Annotated in this window: 24 protein-coding genes; 20 read left to right on the top strand and 4 right to left on the bottom strand. The window is 50.0% G+C overall.

The features are described from left to right. Positions 1-4: 4 nt before the first annotated feature. Complete coding sequence (locus tag ACXUPB_RS14595) at positions 5-436, top strand: GNAT family N-acetyltransferase (RefSeq protein ID WP_472953083.1); 432 nt, start codon at positions 5-7, stop codon at positions 434-436. Here ACXUPB_RS14595 and ACXUPB_RS14590 read toward each other — a convergent pair. Then, a complete protein-coding gene (locus ACXUPB_RS14590; protein ID WP_350359405.1) occupies positions 433-822 on the bottom strand; it encodes an ester cyclase in 390 nt (129 codons plus the stop codon). The two genes, ACXUPB_RS14595 and ACXUPB_RS14590, sit on opposite strands and share 4 nt — an antisense overlap. Before the next feature lie 99 nt (positions 823-921). On the opposite strand from ACXUPB_RS14590, the gene ACXUPB_RS14585 reads away from it, so the two are divergent. The 9 genes from ACXUPB_RS14585 to ACXUPB_RS14545 all read left to right on the top strand — a co-directional run bounded on the left by ACXUPB_RS14585 (position 922) and on the right by ACXUPB_RS14545 (position 10,645). Continuing rightward, positions 922-1,257 (top strand): zinc ribbon domain-containing protein YjdM, encoded by a 336-nt coding sequence (locus ACXUPB_RS14585; protein WP_350359404.1) that lies wholly within the window; start codon positions 922-924, stop codon positions 1,255-1,257. Between the two features lie 264 nt (positions 1,258-1,521). After that, a complete protein-coding gene (locus ACXUPB_RS14580) occupies positions 1,522-2,934 on the top strand; it encodes a Fic family protein (protein ID WP_472953081.1) in 1,413 nt (470 codons plus the stop codon). 62 nt (positions 2,935-2,996) lie between these two features. Continuing rightward, positions 2,997-4,124, top strand: a complete 1,128-nt coding sequence (locus tag ACXUPB_RS14575) for a carboxylesterase family protein (RefSeq protein ID WP_472953079.1) — start codon at positions 2,997-2,999, stop codon at positions 4,122-4,124. Between the two features lie 311 nt (positions 4,125-4,435). Further along, positions 4,436-5,356, top strand: a complete 921-nt coding sequence (locus ACXUPB_RS14570) for a LysR family transcriptional regulator (RefSeq protein WP_472953077.1) — start codon at positions 4,436-4,438, stop codon at positions 5,354-5,356. Positions 5,357-5,736: 380 nt separating this feature from the next. Further along, entirely contained in the window at positions 5,737-6,315 is a 579-nt protein-coding gene (locus ACXUPB_RS14565; protein ID WP_472953075.1) for a 3-keto-5-aminohexanoate cleavage protein, read from the top strand. Positions 6,316-6,402: 87 nt separating this feature from the next. Beyond that, the gene (locus tag ACXUPB_RS14560) at positions 6,403-7,764 is read left to right on the top strand and encodes an IS1380 family transposase (RefSeq protein ID WP_074210231.1); all 1,362 of its coding nucleotides are present in this window, start codon (positions 6,403-6,405) and stop codon (positions 7,762-7,764) included. A 118-nt stretch (positions 7,765-7,882) separates the two neighbouring features. Continuing rightward, positions 7,883-8,725, top strand: coding sequence for a hypothetical protein (locus tag ACXUPB_RS14555; protein WP_472953073.1), 843 nt, complete (start codon positions 7,883-7,885; stop codon positions 8,723-8,725). Further along, on the top strand, positions 8,722-9,954 hold the full coding sequence (locus ACXUPB_RS14550; RefSeq protein ID WP_427389938.1) for an MFS transporter: 1,233 nt from the start codon (positions 8,722-8,724) through the stop codon (positions 9,952-9,954). Before ACXUPB_RS14555 ends, ACXUPB_RS14550 begins: the two co-directional genes overlap by 4 nt. Next, positions 9,935-10,645, top strand: coding sequence for a haloacid dehalogenase type II (locus ACXUPB_RS14545; RefSeq protein WP_472953071.1), 711 nt, complete (start codon positions 9,935-9,937; stop codon positions 10,643-10,645). Before ACXUPB_RS14550 ends, ACXUPB_RS14545 begins: the two co-directional genes overlap by 20 nt. Positions 10,646-10,742: 97 nt before the next feature. Here ACXUPB_RS14545 and ACXUPB_RS14540 read toward each other — a convergent pair whose 3' ends face one another. Together ACXUPB_RS14540 and ACXUPB_RS14535 are read right to left on the bottom strand one after the other, a co-directional pair. Next, entirely contained in the window at positions 10,743-10,994 is a 252-nt protein-coding gene (locus ACXUPB_RS14540; RefSeq protein WP_472953070.1) for a hypothetical protein, read from the bottom strand. 260 nt (positions 10,995-11,254) lie between these two features. Beyond that, the gene (locus tag ACXUPB_RS14535) at positions 11,255-12,199 is read right to left on the bottom strand and encodes an Rpn family recombination-promoting nuclease/putative transposase (protein ID WP_472953069.1); all 945 of its coding nucleotides are present in this window, start codon (positions 12,197-12,199) and stop codon (positions 11,255-11,257) included. Positions 12,200-12,293: 94 nt separating this feature from the next. On the opposite strand from ACXUPB_RS14535, the gene ACXUPB_RS14530 reads away from it, so the two are divergent. The 10 genes from ACXUPB_RS14530 (at position 12,294) to ACXUPB_RS14485 (ending at position 23,612) form a co-directional block, all read left to right on the top strand. Next, entirely contained in the window at positions 12,294-13,442 is a 1,149-nt protein-coding gene (locus ACXUPB_RS14530) for a YbfB/YjiJ family MFS transporter (RefSeq protein WP_472953067.1), read from the top strand. After that, positions 13,442-14,044 carry a glutathione S-transferase N-terminal domain-containing protein gene (locus tag ACXUPB_RS14525; protein ID WP_472953065.1) on the top strand — a complete coding sequence of 201 codons (603 nt, stop codon included), beginning with the start codon at positions 13,442-13,444 and terminating at the stop codon, positions 14,042-14,044. The genes ACXUPB_RS14530 and ACXUPB_RS14525 overlap by 1 nt, the downstream gene beginning before the upstream one ends. 235 nt (positions 14,045-14,279) lie before the next feature. Further along, positions 14,280-15,212 (top strand): Fic family protein, encoded by a 933-nt coding sequence (locus ACXUPB_RS14520; RefSeq protein ID WP_472953063.1) that lies wholly within the window; start codon positions 14,280-14,282, stop codon positions 15,210-15,212. A gap of 62 nt (positions 15,213-15,274) precedes the next feature. Further along, complete coding sequence (locus tag ACXUPB_RS14515) at positions 15,275-16,606, top strand: carboxylesterase family protein (RefSeq protein WP_472953061.1); 1,332 nt, start codon at positions 15,275-15,277, stop codon at positions 16,604-16,606. 65 nt (positions 16,607-16,671) lie between these two features. After that, a complete protein-coding gene (locus tag ACXUPB_RS14510) occupies positions 16,672-17,274 on the top strand; it encodes a glutathione S-transferase N-terminal domain-containing protein (protein WP_472953060.1) in 603 nt (200 codons plus the stop codon). A 201-nt stretch (positions 17,275-17,475) separates the two neighbouring features. Further along, positions 17,476-18,150 carry a carbon-nitrogen hydrolase family protein gene (locus ACXUPB_RS14505; protein WP_472953058.1) on the top strand — a complete coding sequence of 225 codons (675 nt, stop codon included), beginning with the start codon at positions 17,476-17,478 and terminating at the stop codon, positions 18,148-18,150. A 204-nt stretch (positions 18,151-18,354) separates the two neighbouring features. Then, complete coding sequence (locus ACXUPB_RS14500; RefSeq protein ID WP_472953057.1) at positions 18,355-18,675, top strand: DUF427 domain-containing protein; 321 nt, start codon at positions 18,355-18,357, stop codon at positions 18,673-18,675. 234 nt (positions 18,676-18,909) lie between these two features. Then, on the top strand, positions 18,910-20,901 hold the full coding sequence (locus ACXUPB_RS14495; RefSeq protein ID WP_472953056.1) for an ATP-binding protein: 1,992 nt from the start codon (positions 18,910-18,912) through the stop codon (positions 20,899-20,901). A 94-nt stretch (positions 20,902-20,995) separates the two neighbouring features. Continuing rightward, on the top strand, positions 20,996-21,742 hold the full coding sequence (locus ACXUPB_RS14490) for a KilA-N domain-containing protein (protein ID WP_472953055.1): 747 nt from the start codon (positions 20,996-20,998) through the stop codon (positions 21,740-21,742). A 103-nt stretch (positions 21,743-21,845) separates the two neighbouring features. Continuing rightward, positions 21,846-23,612 (top strand): hypothetical protein, encoded by a 1,767-nt coding sequence (locus tag ACXUPB_RS14485; RefSeq protein ID WP_472953054.1) that lies wholly within the window; start codon positions 21,846-21,848, stop codon positions 23,610-23,612. Between the two features lie 373 nt (positions 23,613-23,985). On the opposite strand, the gene ACXUPB_RS14480 is transcribed toward ACXUPB_RS14485, so the two are convergent. Continuing rightward, positions 23,986-25,188, bottom strand: coding sequence for an MFS transporter (locus tag ACXUPB_RS14480; protein ID WP_472953053.1), 1,203 nt, complete (start codon positions 25,186-25,188; stop codon positions 23,986-23,988). Positions 25,189-25,235: the final 47 nt, after the last annotated feature.

The following is a 25,235-nucleotide window of genomic DNA, read 5'->3' as shown; positions in this document are numbered from 1 at the left end:
ATTAATGCACTACCGCACCATGACCATCAACGACTATGACGCCGCCATTGCCCTATGGAGCGAGAGTGAAGGCGTGAGGATTCGCGACGCCGATTCACGGGAAGGTATCGAGAAGTACCTGCTGCGCAATCCCGGACTGAGTTTTGTGGCAGAAGCAGAAGAGGGGCTGGTGGGCACGATTATGGCGGGCCACGATGGCAAGCGCGGCTATGTGCAGCACTTGTCGGTATCAAACGCCCATCGCCGGTTAGGCATTGCCACACGGCTGGTTAGCCTTTGCCTGGAAGCATTGAAGAACGAAGGTATCCAAAAAGCACACCTGATGATTCTTCCCGAGAACGAAGCCGCCCAGACGTTTTGGGCAAGCCAAGGCTGGGCGTACCGATCCGATATTCTGCTCTATTCGTTTGTTAATGGAGATAACCGCAACGTTTAACCAAGCTGAGCCTCAATCGCGGCTTTATCAATGACCGACCAGACCTCCCTAATTTTGTTATCGCTAAAGAGGTAGAACGCGTTCTCGCAAAACGTCACTTTTTTGCCACCCACCGCAAGGCCGAGGAAGCTACCTTTAGGGGTTACATCGAACCTAAGCCTGCACGCGACATGGGGTGAATCAACCGCCAAAAGCTCAATATTGAAGTGAAGATCTGGTATCTGCTCGTAATCGGCTTCCAGCATGGCGCGATAGCCATCAACGCCTAGGCGCTTACCGTTGTGGTGGACATCGTCATGCACGAACTGGCCAAGGGTCGTCCAATCCTGATTATTGAGGCAGGTGATGTAATCACGGTAGGTTGCTTCCAGGTCACGTTTGTTCATCCTGGTTCTCCTTTCCTGGGCAGGCGTGAAGGCATTCGCCAAGGGTATACAGGCTCAGTATCATAAGCAGCCTAAACCAAACCACAGAAGTCATCATTCATGTCGTGCCCACCTTGCCCCCATTGCCAATCCGAATTCGTCTATCAGGATCAAAGCCTGTTCATCTGCCCCGAGTGCGCCCACGAATGGAACCCTGCTGAGGCTCAGGCGGAAGACACCGTGACAGTAAAAGATGCCCACGGCACGCCGTTAGCAGAAGGCGATAAGGTAACGATGATCAAAGACCTCAAGGTCAAAGGCAGCTCACTGGTACTCAAGGTGGGCACCAAAGCCGTTATCAAGCGGCTCGCAGACAGCAAGGATCACCAACTGGACTGCAAGGTCGACGGCGTCGGCGACATGATGGTGACTGCCCATTTTGTAAAGAAAGCCTGAAGGAAACGGCCGAACAGCGCCCATCGCCTTAAACTTTTTCATGAGTGATATCCGAGTGAAAACTAACCCTATAGGGTGTTACAGGTTAATAAAAAAACAACTTCTAGTTGCTTACTGAATATTTTCTTGATGAAGTGAACAAAATATTCTGATTCGAGGCACTTCAAGATGAAACCTGTAGGGTATGCGTACCTTCATGAGTATTTAGCCTTGGGAGTATGCCCGCCCAAACACCCCGCGCGGGTTCGTCCCGTGACACGCATCATGTCTATGGGGAACGAGATAGCGGTACCCGCAGGACGAGCCCCTGATGCCTCACTGCTTGCTCATCTGGTGTTTGCGCTGAAACACGAAGGTATAGACCTTGCCATACTGGCAGGTTCCTTGCCCCATCTGCCCATAGAAGAGTTACGAGAGGCCTTGCAAAACTCGCCAAACGGCATTTATTTGAGGAAGTTGGCGCATCTATATGAAGCGATGGTCAAACGCTTGCCGTTCGATATCGCTGTCAGTGGTCGGGCAGTGCCGCTATTCGATCCTGAGCATTATATTGTTGGCCCCTCTGTGCGGGACAGCCGTTGGCGAATCGATTTCAATGGTCTAGGCACGTTGGGTTACTGCGCCACAGTGCGTCGTACCTCGGTTATTACGGCGCTTTTAGAAGAAGATATCCTGGGGCAAGCTTCCACTTTTATGGCCTCATTGCCCACGGGAATGCTCGACCGTGCAATTCAGTGGGCATACTTGAGTGAAACACAGTCCTCGTTCGCGATCGAACAGGAGTCGCCATCGCCCGATAAGCAACAGCGCTTCATGCAACTGCTGCGCCAAGCCCATGAGCGTAGACCGCTGACAGAAGCCTACCTTGTCGAACTTCAAAACAGCACTATCAGTAATCCTTTCGACAAAGCCGTCACCTTTCGCCATGAGCAGAACTACTTGCACAATGGCTTACCCGGAGCGCTAGGTGTCAGCTATCTGCCACCACCGCCAGCGCTTTGCGATGAGCTGATGAATGGGCTAATGAGCTGGGCCAATCAAGATTCAGATAAGGGGGTAGCAGAAGGCGTTTCGCCACTGGTGGTGTCAGCGGTGCTCTCTTTTGGTTTTGTTTTTCTACACCCTTTCATGGACGGCAACGGACGCATATCGCGGTTTCTGATACACCATACGCTATGCCGAAAAGGAGGGTTGGACCGCGACAATCTTTTACCTATTTCGGTTGCCATGAAGCGTCATGACGCAGAGTACTTGGCTGCCCTCGAAGCGTTTTCAAAGCCCACCCGAGAGCATTGGAACGTCAACTGGATAGATGCCGATCAATATGACTTTCACTTTAAGGGATTGGAGGCCCTGTATCGGTTCTGGGATGCGACAGAGGCGGTGGCATTTTTACTAATAATGGCAAAAGCAGCCTTGGAAGACAAGCTAAAAGCCGAGACTCGCTACTTGGCGTGTTTCGATCATGTGTATGCTGTAATAAACGAAGCGTACGATATTCGTGGTAGTGATTTGGCGCGCCTAGTCATGATGTGCCTGAGCAATGAGGGGCGCCTTTCCAACAATCGCCGTAAACAGTTTCGCTATCAAGTAGCTGACGAGGTGCTTGATGCCATTGAAACCGAAGCGCGTAAGGTACTCGAGGCGCACCAAAGTGAAGAAGCGCCCCCTGAGTAAATGGCGACTCCGACCGGCCGCGCGGTGCTACGCTTGTTTCATGAAGCAAACCAAGGAGCGGTATGCACTACGATGAGCGAAACGGCCGTGCTGAGCGAAACGACCACGATGCGCCACACTTTATGACGCCAGCCGGGGAGATTATCGGCTGGCGGGATAAGGGCGTTATCCGCGCCTCGGGCATTCGCTACGCCCGTGCTCAGCGTTTTTGTGCTCCAACAGATGAGCCACCATCGACCACGCCCATCCAGGCCACCGAGTGGTCGCCGGCCTCGCCGCAAAACACCATCCCAGAGCTGAATGAAGCATTAGGCGTTACCGAAAAAGAGTTCCACGCCGTTGAGGGGGAGCTGCATTTATCGGTCACCCTGCCGGATAACTCCTCTAAAGCGCCGCGCCCGGTGATGGTATGGATTCACGGTGGCTCTTACGTGTTTGGGGCCGGGGATCTTGCGGTGTTCGACGTGCGACCACTGGCACTCGAAGGCAATGTCATTGTGGTGTCGGTAACGTACCGGCTCGGCTTGTTGGGTTTTCTAGGCGGCTACGCCAACCGCCCCGCGAACCTGGGGCTGCTCGATATGATCTCGGCCCTGCGCTGGATCAACACCAACATTGCGGCCATGGGCGGTGACCCAACCAATGTCACGCTATTTGGCCAGTCCGCTGGGGGCGATGCAGCGGCCCACCTAATGATTGCCGAGGGCACCGAAGGACTTTTTCAGCGCGCCATTATTCAAAGCGCGCCGCTTGGCATTAGCCGTGGCCGGGCAAAAATGAACGCCAAGATGGGCCAAAAAGCCGCCACCTTAAAAGACGATGCATCGATTGATGAGATTTTGCGCCGACAGACCCTGGTGGCAGAATCCGCCCGCGGCTTTGGCCTAAAAGCGGCCATGCCATTTGGCACCCAGTACGGCCACTACCCGCTGCCTAGTGAAGATCAGGCTTATGCGGCCTGGCGTCGTGTCGCTTCAAAGATTGACCTGTTGATTGGCTACACGGCGGAAGAAACCGCGCTGTTTTTAGTGATGTCGCCGCGCCTGATGCGGCTGCGTAAAACGCCTTGGGTAGGCGAGGCACTCAGCAAAGCGATGGTAGCGACCACCACCCGTAAGGTGTATCAGCGCGGCGCGCTAACGTTTGCCCGCCGATCTCCAGTCTGCGCCAGTTGCTGCTGGAAGAGCTAAGCAACCACCTTGGCTTGCTATCAACTCAAGCACTAGAAGTTATATTGAGCGTCCACCGAGTGGTTACCTACAACTATTAGTTCTGGAGAACCTAGCCCTGACAGACAGACTGCTGGCAAACGAATATGGCTGATATGTGGCACTGATTTAATGAAGTACCCTGATCTTTCCAGTTTCATTAGCAGATTCCAATCGGACTGCTCAGCTCTAAAGCCGGTTACCGCGGATACAAAAATTATTAGAAGGCGCTATTTCCTATCGATGTTTTTAGGTAAATTATGATTAATATCTAACCTGCCGGAATACCATCAATGACTGATTTGATAATCTTGAGAGATTTTCTGGTTCTTTGTGAAACCAAGAGTTTTAGCCGCACTGCTGAGCACCGACATGTATCTGTTTCAGGTCTGAGTCGCCGTATACAGGGGCTTGAGGACTGGGCTGGGACTGCGTTATTTGAGCGGCGAAAAGGAGAGTTAGCTCTGACAGAGGCTGGCTATGAGCTACAAAAAATAGCCTTGGAATCGCTCCCTGTGTTTGAAGGGTTTAGGGAGTCGGTTGCACAGCGAACTGAGGACCAACAACGACGTATACGCTTTTGTTCGCCACACATACTATCAACGATATTTTTTCCTTATTGGTTGCCGAGGCTACAAGAAAAATTTGGAGAAGCAAGACTCAGCATTAATTCTGATACATTACCTCAGTGTTTAATTGAGCTTAATAGGGGTAAAGTCGATTTTGTAGTGGCATTGTTCGACGAAGATGATTTAATCAAAAACCATTTGTCACTATTAGTAGAAAGCGATAGATATACTTTCATTGAGCTAGGTACAGAGAGCCTTATTCCCGTCAGTGTCCCTAATGCTACTGGTCAGCCTCTTTTTAATTTGCATACATATAATGAACGCCCGATTTCATTTTTGGGATATTCAGAAGAGTGTCATTTGGGGTGGTCGTTACAGACGGCACTTAAAGATAGAAATTTGAATCTACAACAATATCACGATACTAACCTTGCGAATGGTTTGCGCCTCATGACTTTATCCGAATTAGGTATGGCGTGGTTACCCAAATCATTAGTACGAGAAGACCTTAGTGCCAAGCGACTAGTAAGATCTGGTGATCCAACTTTCGACATTTCTCTAAAGATAAAATTATTAAGGCGAGTGGCGACTTTGACTCCAGAAGCACAGCGATTATGGGATTACCTCATAAAACTGAAAGCATAGAGAGCTAATTTAGATGATGTAAATAGATATTATCACTAATGGATTATTAAACCGTTAAATATTGTTGTTCAGTAGGATGCAAGCGAATCCATATTTCTGGACAACTCTGTATGTAGCCTCTTCTCCACGACCTGCCCCCTATGCTCCAGTCTGATTGCAGACTCGGCAAATATTCCTTTATTTTTTTATTTTAATGCAAAATTTACAACACTTAGTGAAGGTTTTGCGGTTACAGCAACGCATTTTGTAATATTTGCATGGTGCGGCGCACAATGCTGGATTAGTTTTTGAAAATGGACTGCATTTAAAACGCCTATGAATTATGTGATGTGGTCTTAAGGTGTTTTTTAAAACATGGTCACATTTTATGGGACAAGGAAATGAAGAAAAGCGGGCATAAATTAATACTTGGATGTGCTTCAACTGGCGCTAAATTTACTCCAGATAATCACTATATTACTGGAGATAAAGATCTTGATAGGATATGCGCAGGAGATTCTATTTTAGTTTCAGAAGAAGAGCTTTTTAAGGAAGCTGATGAGCTATATAGAAATGGTTGTAGATATTACCATTATCATGCAAGAAACCCTGTCACTAAGGAGCAAACCACTGACAATGAAGTATACCAAAGAATAAGTTTAGGGGTGCAGACTCGTTGTAAGGATATGTTGATAAGCTTTGGGGCAAGTCGGAATGGTCGTGAGGTTCAAGATAATATCTCATCTTTTGGTGAATGGGAAAGAGTGAGCCAATGCGCAGTTCCACTCCACCTTGGTGGGGCACACTTTGTTACTATGCAGGCAGCTATAGAGCTGCAGGTTATTTGTGATCTTGAAAAGCGTTTTAAAGGAATTAGTGTAGAGTTTTCCTCGAGCCGTAATTTTTTATCAGCGATTTATGATTATTTTCCTTCGTCAAAAAAGGAAAAAACAAATATAGATGTGAACTCAACAACCTGAATCCGTGAGACCGGCCCCCGGAAGCACTTCTAACCCACTGACCTGCATGGCAATATAGCCATTATCGCCATTCACCCAGACAGTGCCATGCCCAACATAAAGTTCCGCGCCAGTCGCCGCACCCTCACCAGCCACGCCGGGCTGTCCATCATCGGGCAATGCTTCGAGATCGCTGGCGTCGACAGCATCGACAGCCGCTTCCCCACCACGCTGGGCATGCGCACCAGTGACGTGATCAAGAGCTACCTGGGCCTGCTGTGTCTGGGCATGAGCGACTATGACGCTGTCGAGAACTTCCGCCGCGACAAGCCCTTCCAACAACTGCTGACCCTGCAGAAGGTGCCGAGCGCGGCGACGCTGCGACAGCGGCTGGAGAAACTTGCCGCCAACGACCTGCAGGCGCGCACCGCCACCTGGTCCACGACCCTGCTGTCACTGATCGAAGCACCGATCACCGCCGAGACGACGCACGTCTGCCTGGACATCGACACCTTCGTCATGGACAACAGCAACTCGAAGAAGGAAGGCGTCTCGCGGACCTACCAGAAGGTCGATGGCTACACCCCGATCGCCGCCTATCTGGGCAACGAAGGGTGGTGCCTGGGTCTGGAACTGCGGCCTGGCAAGCAGCACACCATGAAGGAGAGCAACGCCTTCCTGGAGCGGGTACTGCCTCGCGCCCAATGCTTGACCAAGCAACCGATCCTGTTACGCGAGGACAGCGGCTTCGACAGCCAGGCGCACCTGGCGCTTCTCGAACAGCAACGCCAGGTCTTTGCCGACGAGGGGCGCCGGCTCGACTATGTCGTCAAATGGAACCCGCGTGGCTCGGCCACGGCTGATCGAGATACCTGGCTGGCGGTGGCGGCGGACTACTGGGAAGAGCTGCGTCCTGGCAAGCGCCAGGCGCTGTGGACGCAGACCGTCTCGATCCACGACGACAACAAGACCGAATACGTCGTCCAACGCGTGATGCGCCTGGTCGAGCGCACCGCCGATCGCGATGGCCAGTTGCTGCTCGAACCGGACTATGAGTTGGAAGGCTGGTGGACCAGCCTGGACGAGGCGCCGGAGGCGGTGATCAAGCGCTACCAGGCGCATGCCACCCATGAGCAGTTTCACAGCGAGATCAAGACCGATCTCGACCTGGAGCGCTTGCCGTCCGGCAAGTTCGCCACCAACGATCTGATCCTGCATCTCGCCCAGTTGGCCTACAACATCCTGCGCCTGATGGGACAGCTGGGCATGACCGGCGAGCTGAGCCCGGTTCGCCACCCGGCCAAGCGGCGCCGGCTGCGCACCGTGCTACAAGAGTTGGTGCACCGTGCGGCTCTCGTGATTCACAAGGCACGGCAGATCATCCTCGACTTCGGGCAGGATATCGGGCGCATGACGGTGCTCAAGACGCTGCGGAGCCGACTGCGTTATCCACGAGGAACGCCATGCTGACCGTCAATCGGCGACACTCTATCCACAAGCAGTTCCAAGCGACACGCGATCGCCAGATATGTCGTGCCTGGCGGGTGGAAAGGCATGACAAAACGGGCCGTCAGCACCGATCAGCACGGTGGGTTTTGGCAATAACGGGCTTGCGAAAGCCAACTTGCACGGGGCGAATGATCAAAAAGTGCTCGCTGGCGGTGATAGGGAAAGTGTCGGCGCCGGCTTCACGGATTCAGGAACAAGTAAAGGTGCTGATTATGGTATTACCTCGCCAATGGTTCAGTTCCAAGTTTATAGAAATTCAATAAAAGCGCGGCGTAGACTGGGACTTCTTCATGAAGTTGAATGGGTGCAGTTAGCCCGTAGTTATGCTATGACTAGATTTGCAATAGAGCACCCCTTAATGCGCCTTGGTGGGGGTGGTCAGCTTAATATTATATTGTTGTTTGGATTTTCTCCTAGGCTCCCATTTCCTGAAAGCTATAATGAGTTTCGTGACATTGTTAAAAGAGCAAAAAGTTTGGAGTCAGATATTGTAGAGCCAGGAGTGATTAAACGTAAAGTTACAATTACAGTAGGGGCGGCAGTAATGCCTCAACATGCCAAACAAAATTATAAACCAATGGATGTGGGGCCAAGAAAAGGTGTGGTTATGTGTGCCATGCGTAGGTTAGCGGCTTATGCTGCTCAGCCTGATAGTGAAGTAGATATATTGCGGGTTGGAATGGAAGATACTCCCTACACTTTGGATAAACATGGGGGAGTAAGAATTACTAATAATAATCAGCTATTCAGGATCGCTTTAAAAGAGATGGAAGAAAATGGTATCGAGGTAGAAACAGATTCAGCTCAAATCTCGCAGCGTATGGGTATTGCCCAAGTTAGGGATGCCTTGTTTGGGGCTCAGCGTCAAAGCCCGCTTGGAGAATTTGGTTTTCCTCTGATAGAAAGTGAGGCCATCGCATGAATGCAATTATTCCGCTTAGTACTTCTGGTAGCTACCGCTGGGTCATTCTGCTGATAGCCACCCTGGCTCAAGCAGCGGCATGCTTTTTCGTTCAAGGCATCGGGGCCATCAGCGTTTATATACAGGCAGATATGGCGCTCTCTGCATTTCAGATTGGGGCACTGGTCTCTGCTGCTCAACTGGTGCCTTTGGTTGGGCTGTTGGTTGCCGGGGAGCTGCTGGACAGGTTCAGTGAACGTTTGGTGGTGGGAGTAGGTACCCTCGTTGTGGGCATTGCGCTTAGCGCTGCCGTGCTGGCTGAGAGCTACTGGGCCATGCTGCTGTTTTTGGTCATCGTAGGGGCGGGCTACAGTACTGCCCAGCCTGGCGGTAGCAAATCGGTAGCCGCTTGGTTTGACAAATCCCAGCGCGGCTTTGCCATGGGGATTCGTCAGGCAGGCTTGCCGCTGGGTGGGGCGCTGGCGGCGATCATACTACCAACCGTCGCGATCACCTGGGGGTGGCGCGCCTCTTTTTTGGTAGGGGGGCTAATTGCGATTTTCGGGGCGTTGGTCTTTATGCTTTTTTACCGTGCTCCTATTGGCGTGGTGCCGTTAGCAAGAGCCTCTGAAGGTAGCGTAAAAAAAGTCGTCTTATCGCGACTGGCGATGATTCGTGAACCGGCCATGAAACAGATTATGGCGTCCGGTATTAGTTTGATCTCGGTTCAGTACGGCATTTTGATTTTTACCGTGCTCTACCTGCATAGCCGTTTGCAGATGGAGGTACTGCAGGCGGCGACGTTGCTATTCGTAGCCCAGGGGGCCGGGGTTGCCGGGCGTATTTTGCTGGCGGCCTGGAGTGATCGCTGTCGCTCGCGCTATTTTCCGGTCATGGTATGCATGGTGGCGGTGATAGTAGGGCTGCTGGTATTGGTTTGGCTGCCGCTACACTCAACGCTTATGCTGGGCGGTTTGATGGCCTGGTTGGGCTTTTTTGGTTTTGGTTGGTACGGCCCTTGGGTAGCTTATGTGGCTGAGTCTGCACCTGCTGATAAAACCGGCTTTGTGCTAGGCCTAGCCATGGCGATTAACCAACTGGCGATTGTCTCAATACCCCCACTGCTGGGGTGGATGCTGGATATCTCTGGCAGCTTTATGCTCGGTTGGAGCTTGCTGATCGCCATGACACTAGCGGGACTACTAATAACCATCCAACAAGGAAACATTAATGAAAGCCATCGTTTTTGACGTATTTGGCACTATTGTTGATTGGCGCTCCAGTTTGATTCGTCAGTTCAAGGAGCTGCAGAAAGAGCTAGGGATTGAGCTGCCCAGTGAAGTGATAACGGATCAATGGCGTCAGCATTATGCCCCTTCAATGAACCGAGTACGGCAAGGTGACGTGCCGTGGATGGGGCTGGATGATCTGCATCGAGAAAGCCTCGTCAAACTACTCAATCAACATGGGATTACGCTAGACGAGGCGACCATTGATCGCATCAACCACTTTTGGCACCAATTAGAGCCCTGGCCGGATGTTCAGAACGGCCTGCAGCGCTTAAAAGAGCGCTATATTATCGGCACGCTGACCAACGGCAATTTATCACTAATGGTGGATGTGGCCCGTCACGCCAAACTGCCCTGGGATATGGTGTTTTGCGCCGAGCTATTCCAGCACTATAAGCCGGACCCAGAGGTCTATTTAGGGGCTTGCCGCCTGCTTCGCCTGCCGCCTGAAGAAGTGATGCTATGCGCGGCGCATAATTATGACCTGGGTGCTGCCCGTGCCTTGGGAATGAAAACCGCGTTTATACCCCGTCGCACAGAGTATGGCCCTCAGCAGGATAAAGATTTAGAAGCAGAGCAAGCATGGGATTTTGTGGCTGAAGACCTCGTCGCGTTGAGCGAGCGGCTAATAATAGATAGGGAGGCCCGCTAAAAAATTTGAATGGCGTGGTGCTTTAAGCCCCGCCTACCTGATCAAATTAAAAAGGGCTCCCTATCAGTCGTAAGCATGTAATAACGGGTTGCAGAGGCTAGTCGTTACCTTTACCCAAATTTGGCTGGGAGGCATCGTAGTCCTGGGTGTCGTCTGGCGCAGAGCCAGGCTCACTTGAGGTCTCGGCCTCAAACCGTCGTGCCGCTTCAATCGCCTGAGGCTCATGGTCGTGACGTGAGATTTCCACGGGGGCATCGGGCTGGGTGACATCTATGACGCGCCAACCTGAAACGATGATAGCGTCACCACGATCCTTGCTGATGGGCTCCACACGTGCGATGCGGGTCATTTTCCTTCCTCCTTGAACGCTTTAATAAGTAGCCTTTTTTACTATGGCAGAACATCGCAAATCTTGCCGGGAAGGAGACGGAATTTCATAACGCACCGCGCTTGAATATGGCCGCCAGCGAGCAGGGCCGTCATTGGTTCATTTGTTATGTTAGAACTTGAGCGTGATGTGATGAGGGGCTGTTTGTCTTCAGTGGCAACCTATTAGAAAGTGAACTTCCCAAGAGAGCAACGATATTTATAAAGGAGTAGCAGGCGAGCTTAGTGCTGGGTCTCAGCCCGCAACCTTTCTACTGCTTCGACGCTCAGCTCTTCGATGTCGGCAATCATCTGATCATCCATTTCGGTGCGAGCGATCAGCTTACGGGCTGCATTACGCTTGCTTTCCAATGCGCGCTGCTCAGCTTCATGTTGCGCTTCTTGACGTCCTTCTTGACGTCCTTTCTCAATACCCAGTCTCTCAATCGTGTTGACGTAAGGCATGTGCTTCTCCTCTTGTATGGCGTAAACCGCCTGTGCAAATTCAGGATCCAAACTTCTAGGCAACTGGATCATCCAATCGATGATGTTGAACAGCCGTAAAACCTGATCGCGGGTGTAGCCTCGCTCGTAGAGCAGCCGGATCAGGGCCACTTTGGTATCCTTTCGCGATGCGTTCTCCTTCACTCGCTTGGCCTGTATCTGAGCCATCACCACTAAAGCAAAGACATTGTCGCTGGCTTCCAGTTCTGCCCAGTGCGCTTCCCAATCAATCAGTTTAGCCATGGGGAAGGTAAAAGACAGCGCACATCCCCAGCGTTGATAGTGAAAAGTTGTGGGGCGAAAGCTCTCGCGGGTATCTGCCAGTACGGCAAGGCTGACCACATCAATATTATAGCGGTCACGCAACCGGTACTGGTAGGTAAACATACGCTTGGCAAAGCTATCTTCAGGCTCGCCCTGTACTTCAACATGGATCAATACCCAGGTTTCAACGCCATCCAGGGCAGCCACCTTGATCAACTTGTCGGCATAGCGCCTACCGCTTTCAGCATCAGCAGTGATCTGCTGGAGCTCTTTGTCGAGAAAGCTGTAACCTTTCGACCAATCCACCTGCTCATGAATCGCCGGGAACAGCAGCCCTAGAAACTCCTGAAAATACGCTTCCAGCGCCATCTTCCATGGGCTGTCGTGATCGCTGCGGCGGTTATCCTCCTGAGCGCTCATAAATTTCCCTCGTATCAATGCGCTACGCTACCGCTTCGCAAAAAAAAGATATCTAAGAATAAATAGTACTTCTTCGGGAAGCAACCATTGCCTCATGAGAGAGGAGATACCCATATTAGGGCTGGGTGCCGCCAACCTGCTGGGGTATTTTATCGGCGCACTCGCCGCCCACTCGCTGAGTGAGCGCTTTTCTCCTCGCTGGGTGATGGCCGCAAGCTTCGCGGGTATCGTACTCAGTTTTGTGCTCTGCGCTGGGGCGGGCGGTTTTCTCTGGTTCTTCTTCTGGCGGTTGGTCTCGGGCATTGCCGGGGCCATCTTAATGGTCGTTGGCCCCTCGCTGGCGCTGGCGGCCACGCCACCTGAAAGGCGAACGCGTGTGGGTGCCATGGTGTTTACCGGTATTGGCTTTGGTGCACTGCTTTCGGCCTTCATCGTACCGTTACTTCTAGGGTTAAGCCTCTCCGTCACCTGGGGCACGCTTGGGCTGCTGTGTATTGCCGCTGGCCTCTTGTGCGACTATTTTTTGCAACAACAGGGAGTAGCACACTTAGCCTCACCGATCATGGCTAGCCCAAGGGTGAATAGCCCCACAGAGGCGGCGGGTGTAAAGATAATCGTGATGTTGGTGGTGGGCGCTTACGCTCTGGATGCGATTGGCTTTGTGCCCCATACCGTGTTCTGGGTGGACTATCTCGCCAGGGAAAGCGCCTTGGGCAATCAAGCGGCTTCATTGCAATGGGGAATCTTCGGATTGGGCGCCTTGTGTGGGCCGTTTATGGTAGGCGCACTGGCGCATCGAGTGGGCTGGCAGGGTGGCTTGATGATCGCCTTTGCGGCGAAGGCCGCCGTCGTCTTACTGCCGGTGTTCTCGCTCGCACTGCTCAGCCAGTCGGTTTCCTCCTTCATGGTAGGGGCAATGATCCCCGGTATTGTGGCACTCACTTCTGGCCGCCTTGCTGAGTTGGTAGGGCCAACCGCCCACAAGAAGCTCTGGGGGCAAGCCACCGCCGCTTTTGCAGCCGCCCAGGCAGTGGCAGGCTATGCCATGTCCGCGCTTTATGGCGCCTGGGGCAGCTACACGCCACTGTTTGCCATTAGCGGCCTTATTCTCGTCGTAGGTTTTTTGCTGGTGCTGCTTAGCCGTGGCGTACAGCAGCGCCATACGCATCTTTCTGCCTGGCAATCTACAAAGCACGCTACACAGCACTCTTCAAAGCACTCTACACACCAAGGGAAGCAATAATGGAACTTTACCTAAACGCAACCTCGCCCTATGCGCGCCTGGTGCGCATCGTGTTGATGGAAAAAGGCCTAACGGACGCCGTGACGCTGAAGTGGTGCGACCCCTGGGCAGACGATGCCGATCTGTTAAAAGCCAACCCCGCCGGTCGTATTCCCGCACTGGTAACGGAGGAGGGCACCACGCTCAGCGAATCCATGCTGATTGCGGTTTACCTGGATAGCGTTAGCCTCAACCCTCCTATGCTGCCAGCAGCCAATTTGGTTGATGTGTTGCACCTGACGGGGTTGGGCCAAAACCTGATGGATGCCGCTTTCACGACTGTGATTGCCAGAAAGCACTATGGCAACGAGATTGACGATAGCGAGCTAGGCCAGCGGCGTTCGCGAGCCATTCAGCGGCTGTTGAACCAGCTGAACAGTGAGTTTGGCGAAAAACAGTTGGCCTCAACTATTAACCTTGGCGACATTGCCATTGCGGTAGCGCTGGATTACTTAGTTTTCAGGCTTCCAGATGTGAAATGGCAAGAAAAGTATCCACAGTTAAAGGAATGGCATGCTGGTGTGACAGCGCGAGAGAGCTTTCACCAGACGGCTTTCTGTTAGGATTTTCTATCAGGAGAAATGGGGCCAAGCGTGTTTATCTAGCGAGCATGAACCGGCTTGCCGCGAAGCATGAGTAACATGCGAGTGAAAACTAACCCTATAGGGTGTTACAGGTTAATAAAAAAACAACTTCTAGTTGCTTACTGAATATTTTCTTGATGAAGTGAACAAAATATTCTGATTCGAGGCACTTCAAGATGAAACCTGTAGGGTATGCGTACATTCATGAGTATATTTGAGTGAAACACAGTCCTCGTTCGCGATCGAACAGGAGTCGCCATCGCCCGATAAGCAACAGCGCTTCATGCAACTGCTGCGCCAAGCCCATGAGCGTAGACCGCTGACAGAAGCCTACCTTGTCGAACTTCAAAACAGCACTATCAGTAATCCTTTCGACAAAGCCGTCACCTTTCGCCATGAGCAGAACTACTTGCACAATGGCTTACCCGGAGCGCTAGGTGTCAGCTATCTGCCACCACCGCCAGCGCTTTGCGATGAGCTGATGAATGGGCTAATGAGCTGGGCCAATCAAGATTCAGATAAGGGGGTAGCAGAAGGCGTTTCGCCACTGGTGGTGTCAGCGGTGCTCTCTTTTGGTTTTGTTTTTCTACACCCTTTCATGGACGGCAACGGACGCATATCGCGGTTTCTGATACACCATACGCTATGCCGAAAAGGAGGGTTGGACCGCGACAATCTTTTACCTATTTCGGTTGCCATGAAGCGTCATGACGCAGAGTACTTGGCTGCCCTCGAAGCGTTTTCAAAGCCCACCCGAGAGCATTGGAACGTCAACTGGATAGATGCCGATCAATATGACTTTCACTTTAAGGGATTGGAGGCCCTGTACCGGTTCTGGGATGCGACAGAGGCGGTGGCATTTTTACTAATAATGGCAAAAGCAGCCTTGGAAGACAAGCTAAAAGCCGAGACTCGCTACTTGGCGTGTTTCGATCATGTGTATGCTGTAATAAACGAAGCGTACGATATTCGTGGTAGTGATTTGGCGCGCCTAGTCATGATGTGCCTGAGCAATGAGGGGCGCCTTTCCAACAATCGCCGTAAACAGTTTCGCTATCAAGTAGCTGACGAGGTGCTTGATGCCATTGAAACCGAAGCGCGTAAGGTACTCGAGGCGCACCAAAGTGAAGAAGCGCCCCCTGAGTAAATGGCGACTCCGACCGGCCGCGCGGTGCTACGCTTATTTCATCAAGCAAACCAAGGAGCGGTATGCACTACGATGAGCCTCGCTTTACGACGCCCGCCGGGGAGATTATTGGCTGGCGGGATAAGGGCGTTATCCGCGCCTCGGGCATTCGCTACGCCCGAGCTCAGCGTTTTTGCGCCCCAACAGATGAACCGCCATCAACCACGCCCATCCAGGCCACCGAGTGGTCGCCAGCCTCGCCGCAAAACACCATCCCAGAGCTGAATGAAGCATTAGGCGTTACCGAAAAAGAGTTCCACGCCGTTGAGGGGGAGCTGCATTTATCGGTCACCCTGCCGGATAACTCCTCTAAAGCGCCGCGCCCGGTAATGGTATGGATTCACGGTGGCTCTTACGTATTTGGTGCCGGGGATCTTGCGGTGTTCGACGTGCGCCCGCTGGCGTTGGAGCAAGATGTCATTGTGGTGTCGGTCACGTACCGACTCGGCCTGCTAGGTTTTTTGGGCGGCTACGCTAACCGCCCCGCGAACCTGGGGCTGCTCGATATGATCTCGGACCTGCGCTGGATCAACACCAACATTGCGGCCATGGGCGGCGACCCAACCAATGTCACGCTATTTGGCCAGTCCGCCGGGGGCGATGCAGCGGCGCATCTGATGATTGCCGAGGGCACCGAAGGATTTTTTCAGCGCGCCATTATTCAGAGCGCGCCGCTGGGCATTAGCCGTGGCCGAGCAAAAATGAACGCCAAGATGAGCCAAAAAGCCGCCACCTTAAAAGACGATGCGCCGATTGATGTGATTTTGCGCCGACAGACCCAGGTGGCTGAATCCGCTCGCGGCTTTGGCCTAAAAGCGGCCATGCCGTTTGGCATCCAGTATGGCCACTACCCGCTGCCTAGCGAAGATCAGGCTTACGCGGCCTGGCGTCGGGTCGCTTCAAAGATCGACCTATTGATTGGCTACACCGCAGAAGAAACCGCCCTGTTTTTAGTGAGGTCGCCGCGCCTGATGCGGCTGCGTAAAACGCCGTGGGTAGGCAAGGCACTTTGTAAAGCGATGGTAGCGACCACCACCCGCAAGGTGTATCAGCGCGGCGCGCTAACGTTTGCCCGCCGCCATGCGCAGGCGGGCGGGCGAGCTTATGTGTATAGGCTGGATTGGGGCAAGGGCCGCTATCCGTTTGGCGCCGCGCACACTATTGACCTGCCGCTGCTACTCGGCGAACCCGCCAGCTGGCAGCACGCCGATATCGTAAAAGGCGTAGACGAGACCACCCTGCGTGAGCACGGCCAGCGCCTGCGCGCCCTATGGGCCGACTTCGCACGCACCGGCCAGCTACCCCCGACCGGTAAGCTAGAGCCGAACCTGCTTAAATGGTGGCAGGCGACCTAGCGCTTTTCACCCCAGCAATCGACACACTGATCTTCACCGCCCTTTACAAATTCAGGGAGGCAATAATGGAATTCTACCTAAACGCCACATCACCCTATGCACGCCTGGTGCGCATCGTGCTAATTGAAAAAGGCTTAGCAGATGCCGTCACCCTGAAGTGGTGCGACCCCTGGGCTGACGACGCCGATCTATTAAAGGCCAACCCAGCGGGGCGAATCCCCGCGCTGGTAACGGAGGAGGGCACCACGCTTAGCGAATCCATACTGATTGCCGTTTACCTGGATAGCGTTAGCCCCAACAAGCCGATGATTCCCCAAGACAGGTTGGGTGAGGTACTGCACCTAACAGGGCTAGGCCAAAACCTGATGGATGCCGCGTTCACTAGCGTGATTGCCAGAAAGCATTACGGCAAGGGGATTGATGATAGCGAGCTGGGGCAGAGGCGTTCGCGGGCTATTCAGCGGCTGTTGAATCAGTTGAACATTGAGCTTGGCGAAAAACTGCAGGCCTCAACTATCAATTTGGGTGACATTGCCATCGCAGTAGCGCTGGATTACCTAGCCTTTAGGCTGCCAGAGGTGAACTGGAAAGAAGAGTACCCACAGCTTCAAGCTTGGCATGCTGGCGTGACTGCGCGAGAGAGCTTTCAGCAGACCGCATTTATTTAGTAGACCCAACGTCTATACTTTGGTGGGCAGTATCGCATCGCTACTGCGGAGTGCTATCGTCTGGTCAAACATCACTTAGCCGCTTTTGTTTTTGGCCGAGAAGCGGTATTTACCTTGTATGGCAAAAAGCCCTATTAGGTCACAGTGGGAGGTGGCTTTAGCCCGCGACCCTTCCAGCACCCAGCCAGCGGAAGCGATAAAATGACTACAGCCAAAGCCGCCCCCATCACAATAGCCCTCGCCCAACTACCTATCAGCAAAGCGGCGTTAGAAGAAAACCTACAGACGCACCCAGCCTATATAGAACGTGCTGCCGCGCTGGGTGCCAATGTGGTGGCCTTTCCCGAACTCTCGCTCACCGGCTACGAGCTGGCGCTATTCAGCCAGTTGGCCATGCCCCGCAACGATAAAACCTTTGCTGCGCTCACTGCAGCCGCTGTGGCCACCAACACGGTGGTGATCGCAGGCTGCCCGTTGCACAACCCAAACGGCAAACTCTACATTGCAGCGGTGATCTGCTTCCCCAGCGGTGAACACACTCTCTACCTAAAACAGCACCTTCACGAAGGGGAGGATGTTTACTGTGCCCCAGGCCATGAAAGCGGCCTCATCAATGTTAACGGCACTCGCATCGCCCTAGCCGTTTGCGCCGACTTCACACACCCAAGCCACGCTGCCACCGCCGCTGCCCAACAGGCTGGCGTATATCTCGCCAGCGCGCTGATCTCCCCAGGCGGCTATGCAAAAGATGCCGAGCTGCTCGCCGCCATCGCAAAGCGCCATCAACTGCCGGTACTGCTCGCCAACCACGTTTCCACCACGGGCGGCTGGCAAACCTGCGGCAACAGCGGCGGATGGGACGCAGCAGGCAACTAACTATTACAGCCAACGGCACACAGCCCAGCCTAGTGCTGTGCCGCGTTCAACACGGTGCAATAAGCGGTAGCGTGGAAGTAATGACTCACCTGCATCAAAAAAGGATCAGTTACCGACTAAAAGCTAATCCGGCAAGGTAGGCTTAACCTAAGTTAACTGCTAGTCTCGAAGCATTAGAGCGAAAAACGCCGCAGGGACAATACGATGCAGAATGCCCGCATAATGCTTCACCCTACCAACAAGCGCATGCAAGTGCAGTTTGGTGGCATTCTGCTAGCCGACTCCACCAATACGCTTGAACTTCGCGAATACGGCTACCCGCCACGTCACTACTTTCCACGCGAAGACGTGCGGCTGGACTTACTCTCCGTCTCAGAAACCACTACTTATTGCCCTTATAAAGGGCATACGGTGTATTTCTCGATAGGTAAGACCCGCGATGTTGCTTGGAGTTATGAGGAGCCGATTGAAGGTATGGAAGCTATTGCAGGTAGGGTGGCATTTTCTAAGGAAGTTAGCGAATGACGCTTTTCGACCCTGAGCGGACGTTCTCTGAAATATATATTTACGGAGCGATCAGCTCACAATGCGCATTTTTCTAACGAGCCTTACGAGAAAAAAGTATGTACCCCTTTTCTGTCAGTAAATTAGGCACTTGTTAGCAAGGTGGGGCTTCCCAGAAAAACGCGCAGGCGCATGAATAAAACTTTTAAATTTCTGAGAAAGTGTCGTGCAAGGCTGTAATGGAAGGATTTTAAGATGAGTAAGGTCGAAGTAAACGCAAAAGGCATAAAGAACCGGCTTAAGTCCGTTAAGCCCTACAGGTCAATTGCTGAATATATATGGAATGGATTCGATGCTGGAGCCAACACAATTGATATCGTCTATGAAAAAACTGAGCTGGGCGACATTACATACCTTTCTGTTGAAGACAATGGAAAGGGAATTCCACATCAATTGCTTGATAATAAATTCAAGCCAGTACTTTCTTCAGAAAAGCGCGATAGCGAATTACAACACACACTAATACATGGGAAGAACGGATTAGGTCGTCTAACGTTCTACCACTTTTCACAGTCTGTAGAATGGCAAACTAGTTATAAATATAATGGCAAAGTCTATGAGTATGTTATTTCCTCGAATGAGTCTAACATAGATCAATATTCAAGCTCAGAGCTGCTTGAAACTAGCAGGGAAAGTACAGGAACAAAGGTGGTGTTCAATAATATTTTTGATCTATCGGAATATTATATAAAAAATACATTAATCGGATACTTGATTAAAGAGTTTGCCTGGTTCCTTGAGCTAATGAAGGAATGGGGTTGTTCCATCAATATCAATGGAGAAACATTGTCATATGATTTCCTGATAAAGGATAAAGAAACTTTTGAAGTTCGTGTAAATGACAAAGTCTTCAAAGTCGAGTACGTTCGCTGGTCAAATAAACTTAATCGACATTTTTCAAGATATTACTGCATTGATAGTGTTGGAAAATTTAAGTACTCAAAACCAACCACTTTAAACAACAAGGGCGACGAGTTCTATCATAGTGTATTTGTAAGAGATGAATATTTTGACTCCTTTAAATGCGAGAAAAATGAAGGTCAAGGCGATTTTCTTTGTAATACTGATAAATCAAGTGTGTTTAAAGATTTGGTCTCCTGTATTAATTCCTATTTGAGAGGTAAACGAAGACCATTTATTATAAATTATGCTAAATCTCTTGTAGAGGAATATGAAGAGAAGGGAATGTTTCCTGATTACAATAAAAACAATAGATGGGAGGTTATGAAAAGCGAGGATATTAAGGAAACTGTAAAACAGTTATATCAAGTAGATCCTAGGATTTTCTCTAACCTCAATGCAATGCAAAAGAAAACATTTGTTGGCTTTATCTCAATGATAGTAGACGGCGGTGAAATTGACGATCTATTTAAGATTTTAGATGGGGTAGTCGAACTGTCATCGGCTGAAAGAGAAGTATTTGCTAGACAGCTAAAAACTACAAAAATGTCATCGGTTGTTCGAACAATTGAATTGATTGGCGACCGTTATAAATCTGTTGAAGAATTTAAGAGATTGGTATTCGATCCAGAAATGTATGCCGGAGAGGTTCCGCATCTACAGAAAATGATGGAAAGGAACTATTGGTTAATAGGCGAAGAGTATCAGTTGCTTACCGCAGCTGAACCTAAGTTCGAAGAAGCCCTTAGACGGTATACATATCTTCTTCATGGCGAAGGCGAAAAGAAATCCGTTGATCATAAAAGCAAGAATAAAGAAATGGATTTATTTCTTGTTCGGCAAGGGAAGAGGAATAAGAAGATTGAAAATGTCGTTCTTGAATTAAAACACCCTATAAACGTTCGCCTTGGTAAGAAAGAAATTGACCAAGTGTATGAGTACTATCAAGTAGTTAAATCTGACGCTAGATTTAATGGGTCAAATACTGATTGGAAATTTTACTTGATCGGCAACAAATTTGACAGTACAGGCTATGTGCAAAGCCAAATTGACAGCCTTAAAATACATGGAGAGCCCGGGCTGGCATTTCTCGGGGAGTATAAGCTCTTTGCATTCAAGTGGAGTGAAATTTTTGCCGAGTTTGAATTGAAGCATGATTTCCTGAATGAAAAACTAAATTTGGAACTCGATCGCTTATCTATTGATGAACACCAGTCAGCTGATGATATTGTAGAAGGATCAAGAAGCTCTGACTCACCAGCCGAGCTTGAGATTCCTGCGGCGTAAAACTTAACAAGCGCAAGCACGCGGAACAAGTTTTCGCTGCGCTCTAAATTGTCCTGTGTTGCGGGCGTTAGCTCCAAGAGATGAAGGAAATACCATGCAACAGATAACACTAATTCCCAGAGTTGAAGAAGGTGAAATCATTCCTCAAAGAGTTGGGGATGGGTACATCAGTGCCACCGCTCTTTGTAAGTCTGTAGGAAAACGCTATTCGGATTATAGAGCACTAAAATCGACTGATGAGTTCCTTGTCGAATTAACTACACAGACAGGGCTTCCGGAGCAGCAATTAATACACGTAATTAGCGGAGGAAATACGAGTCTTCAGGGAACATGGGTCCACCCGTATCTTGCCATAAATTTGGCGCAGTGGTTGTCTCCAAAGTTTGCTGTAAAAGTATCTCAATGGGTAACTGAATGGCAGCAAGGGCGCTCTACGCCCGTTATGCCTGTTCATATTGAGAGGTATATGGAAAACCGCTCTAAGGTTCCATATACACATTTCTCGATGCTAAATGAGCTGACTTTAAACCTAATCGCACCTCTTGAGCAGGCTGGTTACACTCTCCCTCAAGCAATGGTTCCGGATATTTCAGAAGGTAGAATCTTCTGCAAATGGCTCAGAGATAATCGTGGTATAGAGCCTAATACGTTCCCTACGTATGCTCACACCTACCCGGACGGTCGCACTGTTCAAGCAAAGCTTTATCCAATTGAATTATACGAAGACTTTAAGCTTCACTTTAATGAGGTATGGTTGCCGCAACATGCACCTAGATATTTTGGCCAAAGAGATCAGCAGGCATTAAGTTTTGTCACAACGCTACTTCTACCTGCTAAGTAGAGCTAACAATCACAGTCACGACGACGTCTACTGCATTGCGGCTTTGCCTCCATTTCGTAGCCGCGCTGGCTGCTGGCGTTAGCACTACAAGGAGTAACTGAGGATGCCTGAAAGATTAGAGCTCACAAAAAATGCACAATTCTATATACCAAAAAACGGCATTGATGATTCAATTATAAATGACATTCTCGGTGCTGCAGTCGAAAATATGGATGCAGGCGCTCAATTTGTTGTTGACCTTTTCAGAGCTGATAAGCGAGTTAATGAGTCAGACTTACAATATAAATGCTCCGTTAGAGTATTTCCGTCTGTTAGACCTGTATATTTTATTGACGAAGAGCTCGAAGATAGAGTGTACGCATTTATTATATTGATCGAATATCAGAATTATTTGGCAATTTTTAAGAAAAGTTGTGCGAATATATCTGAGTTAATAAAAGAAAATTTCCTCCTTGTTGATAGTAGAGATTTGACAAGTACATTTGGCGATAACGATGTTGAATTTCAAAAAATTGCTTTAAGAAATATGACTATTTCAGATAGGGCAATGAGAGCAAGGTCTTATGAGGCAGCAGATTTAAAAGGACTTCTTTCGACACACTCTGCAGGAAGGTCAATTCCATTTTATTTAAAGTTACGTCAAGGCGCTATCACAAAAACAATTTCTGGAACTGGGCGATTAGTTGAATCTTCTCAAAGAAAGTCCCTTGAGGAGATTGCTGTTTGGGTGAAGGAGCAAGTTGAACTTATTGAAAACCCTTCGAATGATAATAATTTCCTAGATTCTTTTGCTAAGAAAGTAGAATTAAGCGATGTTCTAGACGCATGTGAACCTAATGCAATTCTTGTGGAAAGTACTCCGTTGCAGGAAAGAATTGAACGGGACGGATTGACTATAAAATATAAGACAGCTAGAGGTTTAAATATAGTTATTTCTTCTCGGATTAAGAATAAGCTCTTCTCAGCCCTGGAAAAAGTATATGAACTTGACTCAGAGTGTAAGGTTATTGGAAGAGAAAACTGCACGCGTCTTAGGAAAAATGAAAAAAGCTTAACATTGACATCGAAGGCTTTGACAAAGTTTCGGGTAATCGAAAACGGAAAGGAAGTAACCTTACAAAAATTTATCGTAAAAAATGGTTACTATAGCGTAACGTTCACTGATCCAAAATACATGTACTTCATGGGAGCATGCTTTAAAGACTCATCAGGAATTTCTGAGATAAATAGTATCTTAGAAATAATGCATCCTAAAGTTGAAATACCCACAGTAACTACTGAAAAAGGTGGTTTTACTAATGCATCTACGGCATTTGATGTTGACTCAATGTTTGGTGTAGTTGAGAGCTTACATCAAAACGACGACTATATATTCTGTGATGATTTGGGTATTGAGTGGGCTGATCACATTACATTAAACCGTGCCGAATCTAATATAAACTTCATCCATTCTAAGCATGGCAGTACTAGCACTTCAGCAAGCAACCTTCATGATGTAGTTGGTCAAGGAATTAAAAATCTGGGAAATATGTATTTTACTAAAGAGCAGATGACCGAAAGAATCAATGATAAGTTCTCGGATACATACTCAAATAGTGGCTGCAGCACTAGTATTGCAAGAATTAGAAAGGGCGACCCAGCGCAAGCCACAGGCTATCTTGATGGATTGTTAAAAGATTACAAGCTTCACAGGAAATGTATTCTAAGCTGTTCTTTTTTATCAAAGTCTTCTGTAACAACTGAATTTTCTAAGATACAACGTGGTGAATCAGTACCGGGACACATTATTCAATTGCTTTGGATTATTTCATCATTTGCTCATGCTGTTAGGGATATGAATGCGATACCAATAATATACTGTGCAGATTGATAGTGCTAACAAGCCACTGCACGCGGAAATTTTACTCGCTTCGCTCCTAAAGTTCCGTTGAGTGGGGTGTTAATCAGAGACGTCTAAAAAGTCTGCTTCTGGCCGAAAACCAACATCACTAGAACCTTTGATGTTGGTTTTGATTAATTACCACTCCCACTCATCTTCATAACCTCCCTCTTCAACGACGTCACCGCCTCATTCAACACCCCACGCTTGGCTTCCACCACCGTGTGCCAATCGCTGACGAGGATGTTGCTGGTGTAGAACCAGTTCGCGGGTGAGGATCGGGTTGGGCGTTTGTGTTAGCAGCAAGACCTCGTGCCTTTATTTAACAAGTGAGCAGCGAGGCCACGCAATATTGATATGTCCGTCAGGAAGAGCTACAGCTTGCAGGCTTATTTGCACTTAAAATGCCATTTGATTTCAGTGCTATTAATTGCAGCAGTAATCCAAGCCCCGCAACGGATGCGGCAGCAAAAGGCAGTGCCCACCCTCCCAACTGGAAGGCGAAGATCAGGCCACCAGCAGCGGCACCAATCGCGCTACCCAGGTAAAGTGCTGATTCATTGAGCGCTACGGCTACATTACCACCACCAATCCCTTCACGTGCGGATATCAACTGATTGTTCTGTGGCACTTGTAACGCCCAACCCACTGCTCCCCATATAGCAATCGGCACCATTGCCAGCCAGGCATTAATACCTGCGGTGAAGGGTAGGGCTGCTAGGGAGACGGTCAGCATAAGCATGATGGTAGCCACGAGTTTTGGTCCGCTAACTCGATCCGCTATTGGGCCAATAAGGAAACTGCCCACTACGCCGCCGATTCCCCATACCCACAGCCAAGGAGTGATATTCGAGATGCCCCCGAAACTCTCATTAGCCATTATTGGTGCGATGTAGGTGTAAAGCCCAAGGCTAGATACTGCAGCTAATAGGGAAACTGTCAGAATCAAAGTGACTTTCATATCTTTAAGGATGGTGAATTTTTCCCGAAGGGTGGAGGCTTCTGAGGCGGGAAGTGCAGGAAGTTTTATTGCCAGACCCACCATTGAGACGAGCCCAAGAATAGCAATAAGCCACATCGTTGAGGCCCATCCCAATTGCTCAGCGATCATTAGTCCGGCAGGCACTCCTAATACGGTGCCGCTGGCCATTCCACCCATAATGATCGCCAGTGCTTGGCCACGTTTATCCTTTGGTACAACGGCAGCCGATGCAGCAATCCCCATGGCTAGATATACACCGGCGCCTACGCCAGCAAAAATTCTAGTAACGACCAGCGCTGTATAGGTCGTTACCAGTGCACTAACCAGGTTGGCTACGGTGAAAATAGCCAGCGCGATCAATAGACCTAAACGCTGCTTATGGGCTGGTAGCAGAGCAACAAATACCGGTGATCCGATGCCATAGGCCAGTGTAAAGGCCGTAACCAATTGGCCAGCCCTGGCAACCGACACACTGAAATCGCTAACAATCATTGGTACCAACCCAGCAATGACGTAAGACGCCATGCCCAATGCAAAGGCACCCAAGGCAATCAGGTACACCGTTCCCATGCTTTGATGTTTCACGTTTCTCTCCAGGCGTCATTAACCCGTCATCGGGCTTGGCCATTACC

It is taken from the genome of Vreelandella sp. DA03-1M (genome assembly GCF_055725665.1).
The sequence above is the reverse complement of the archived record's forward strand: the minus strand, read 5'-3'. Positions and strand labels throughout refer to the sequence as shown.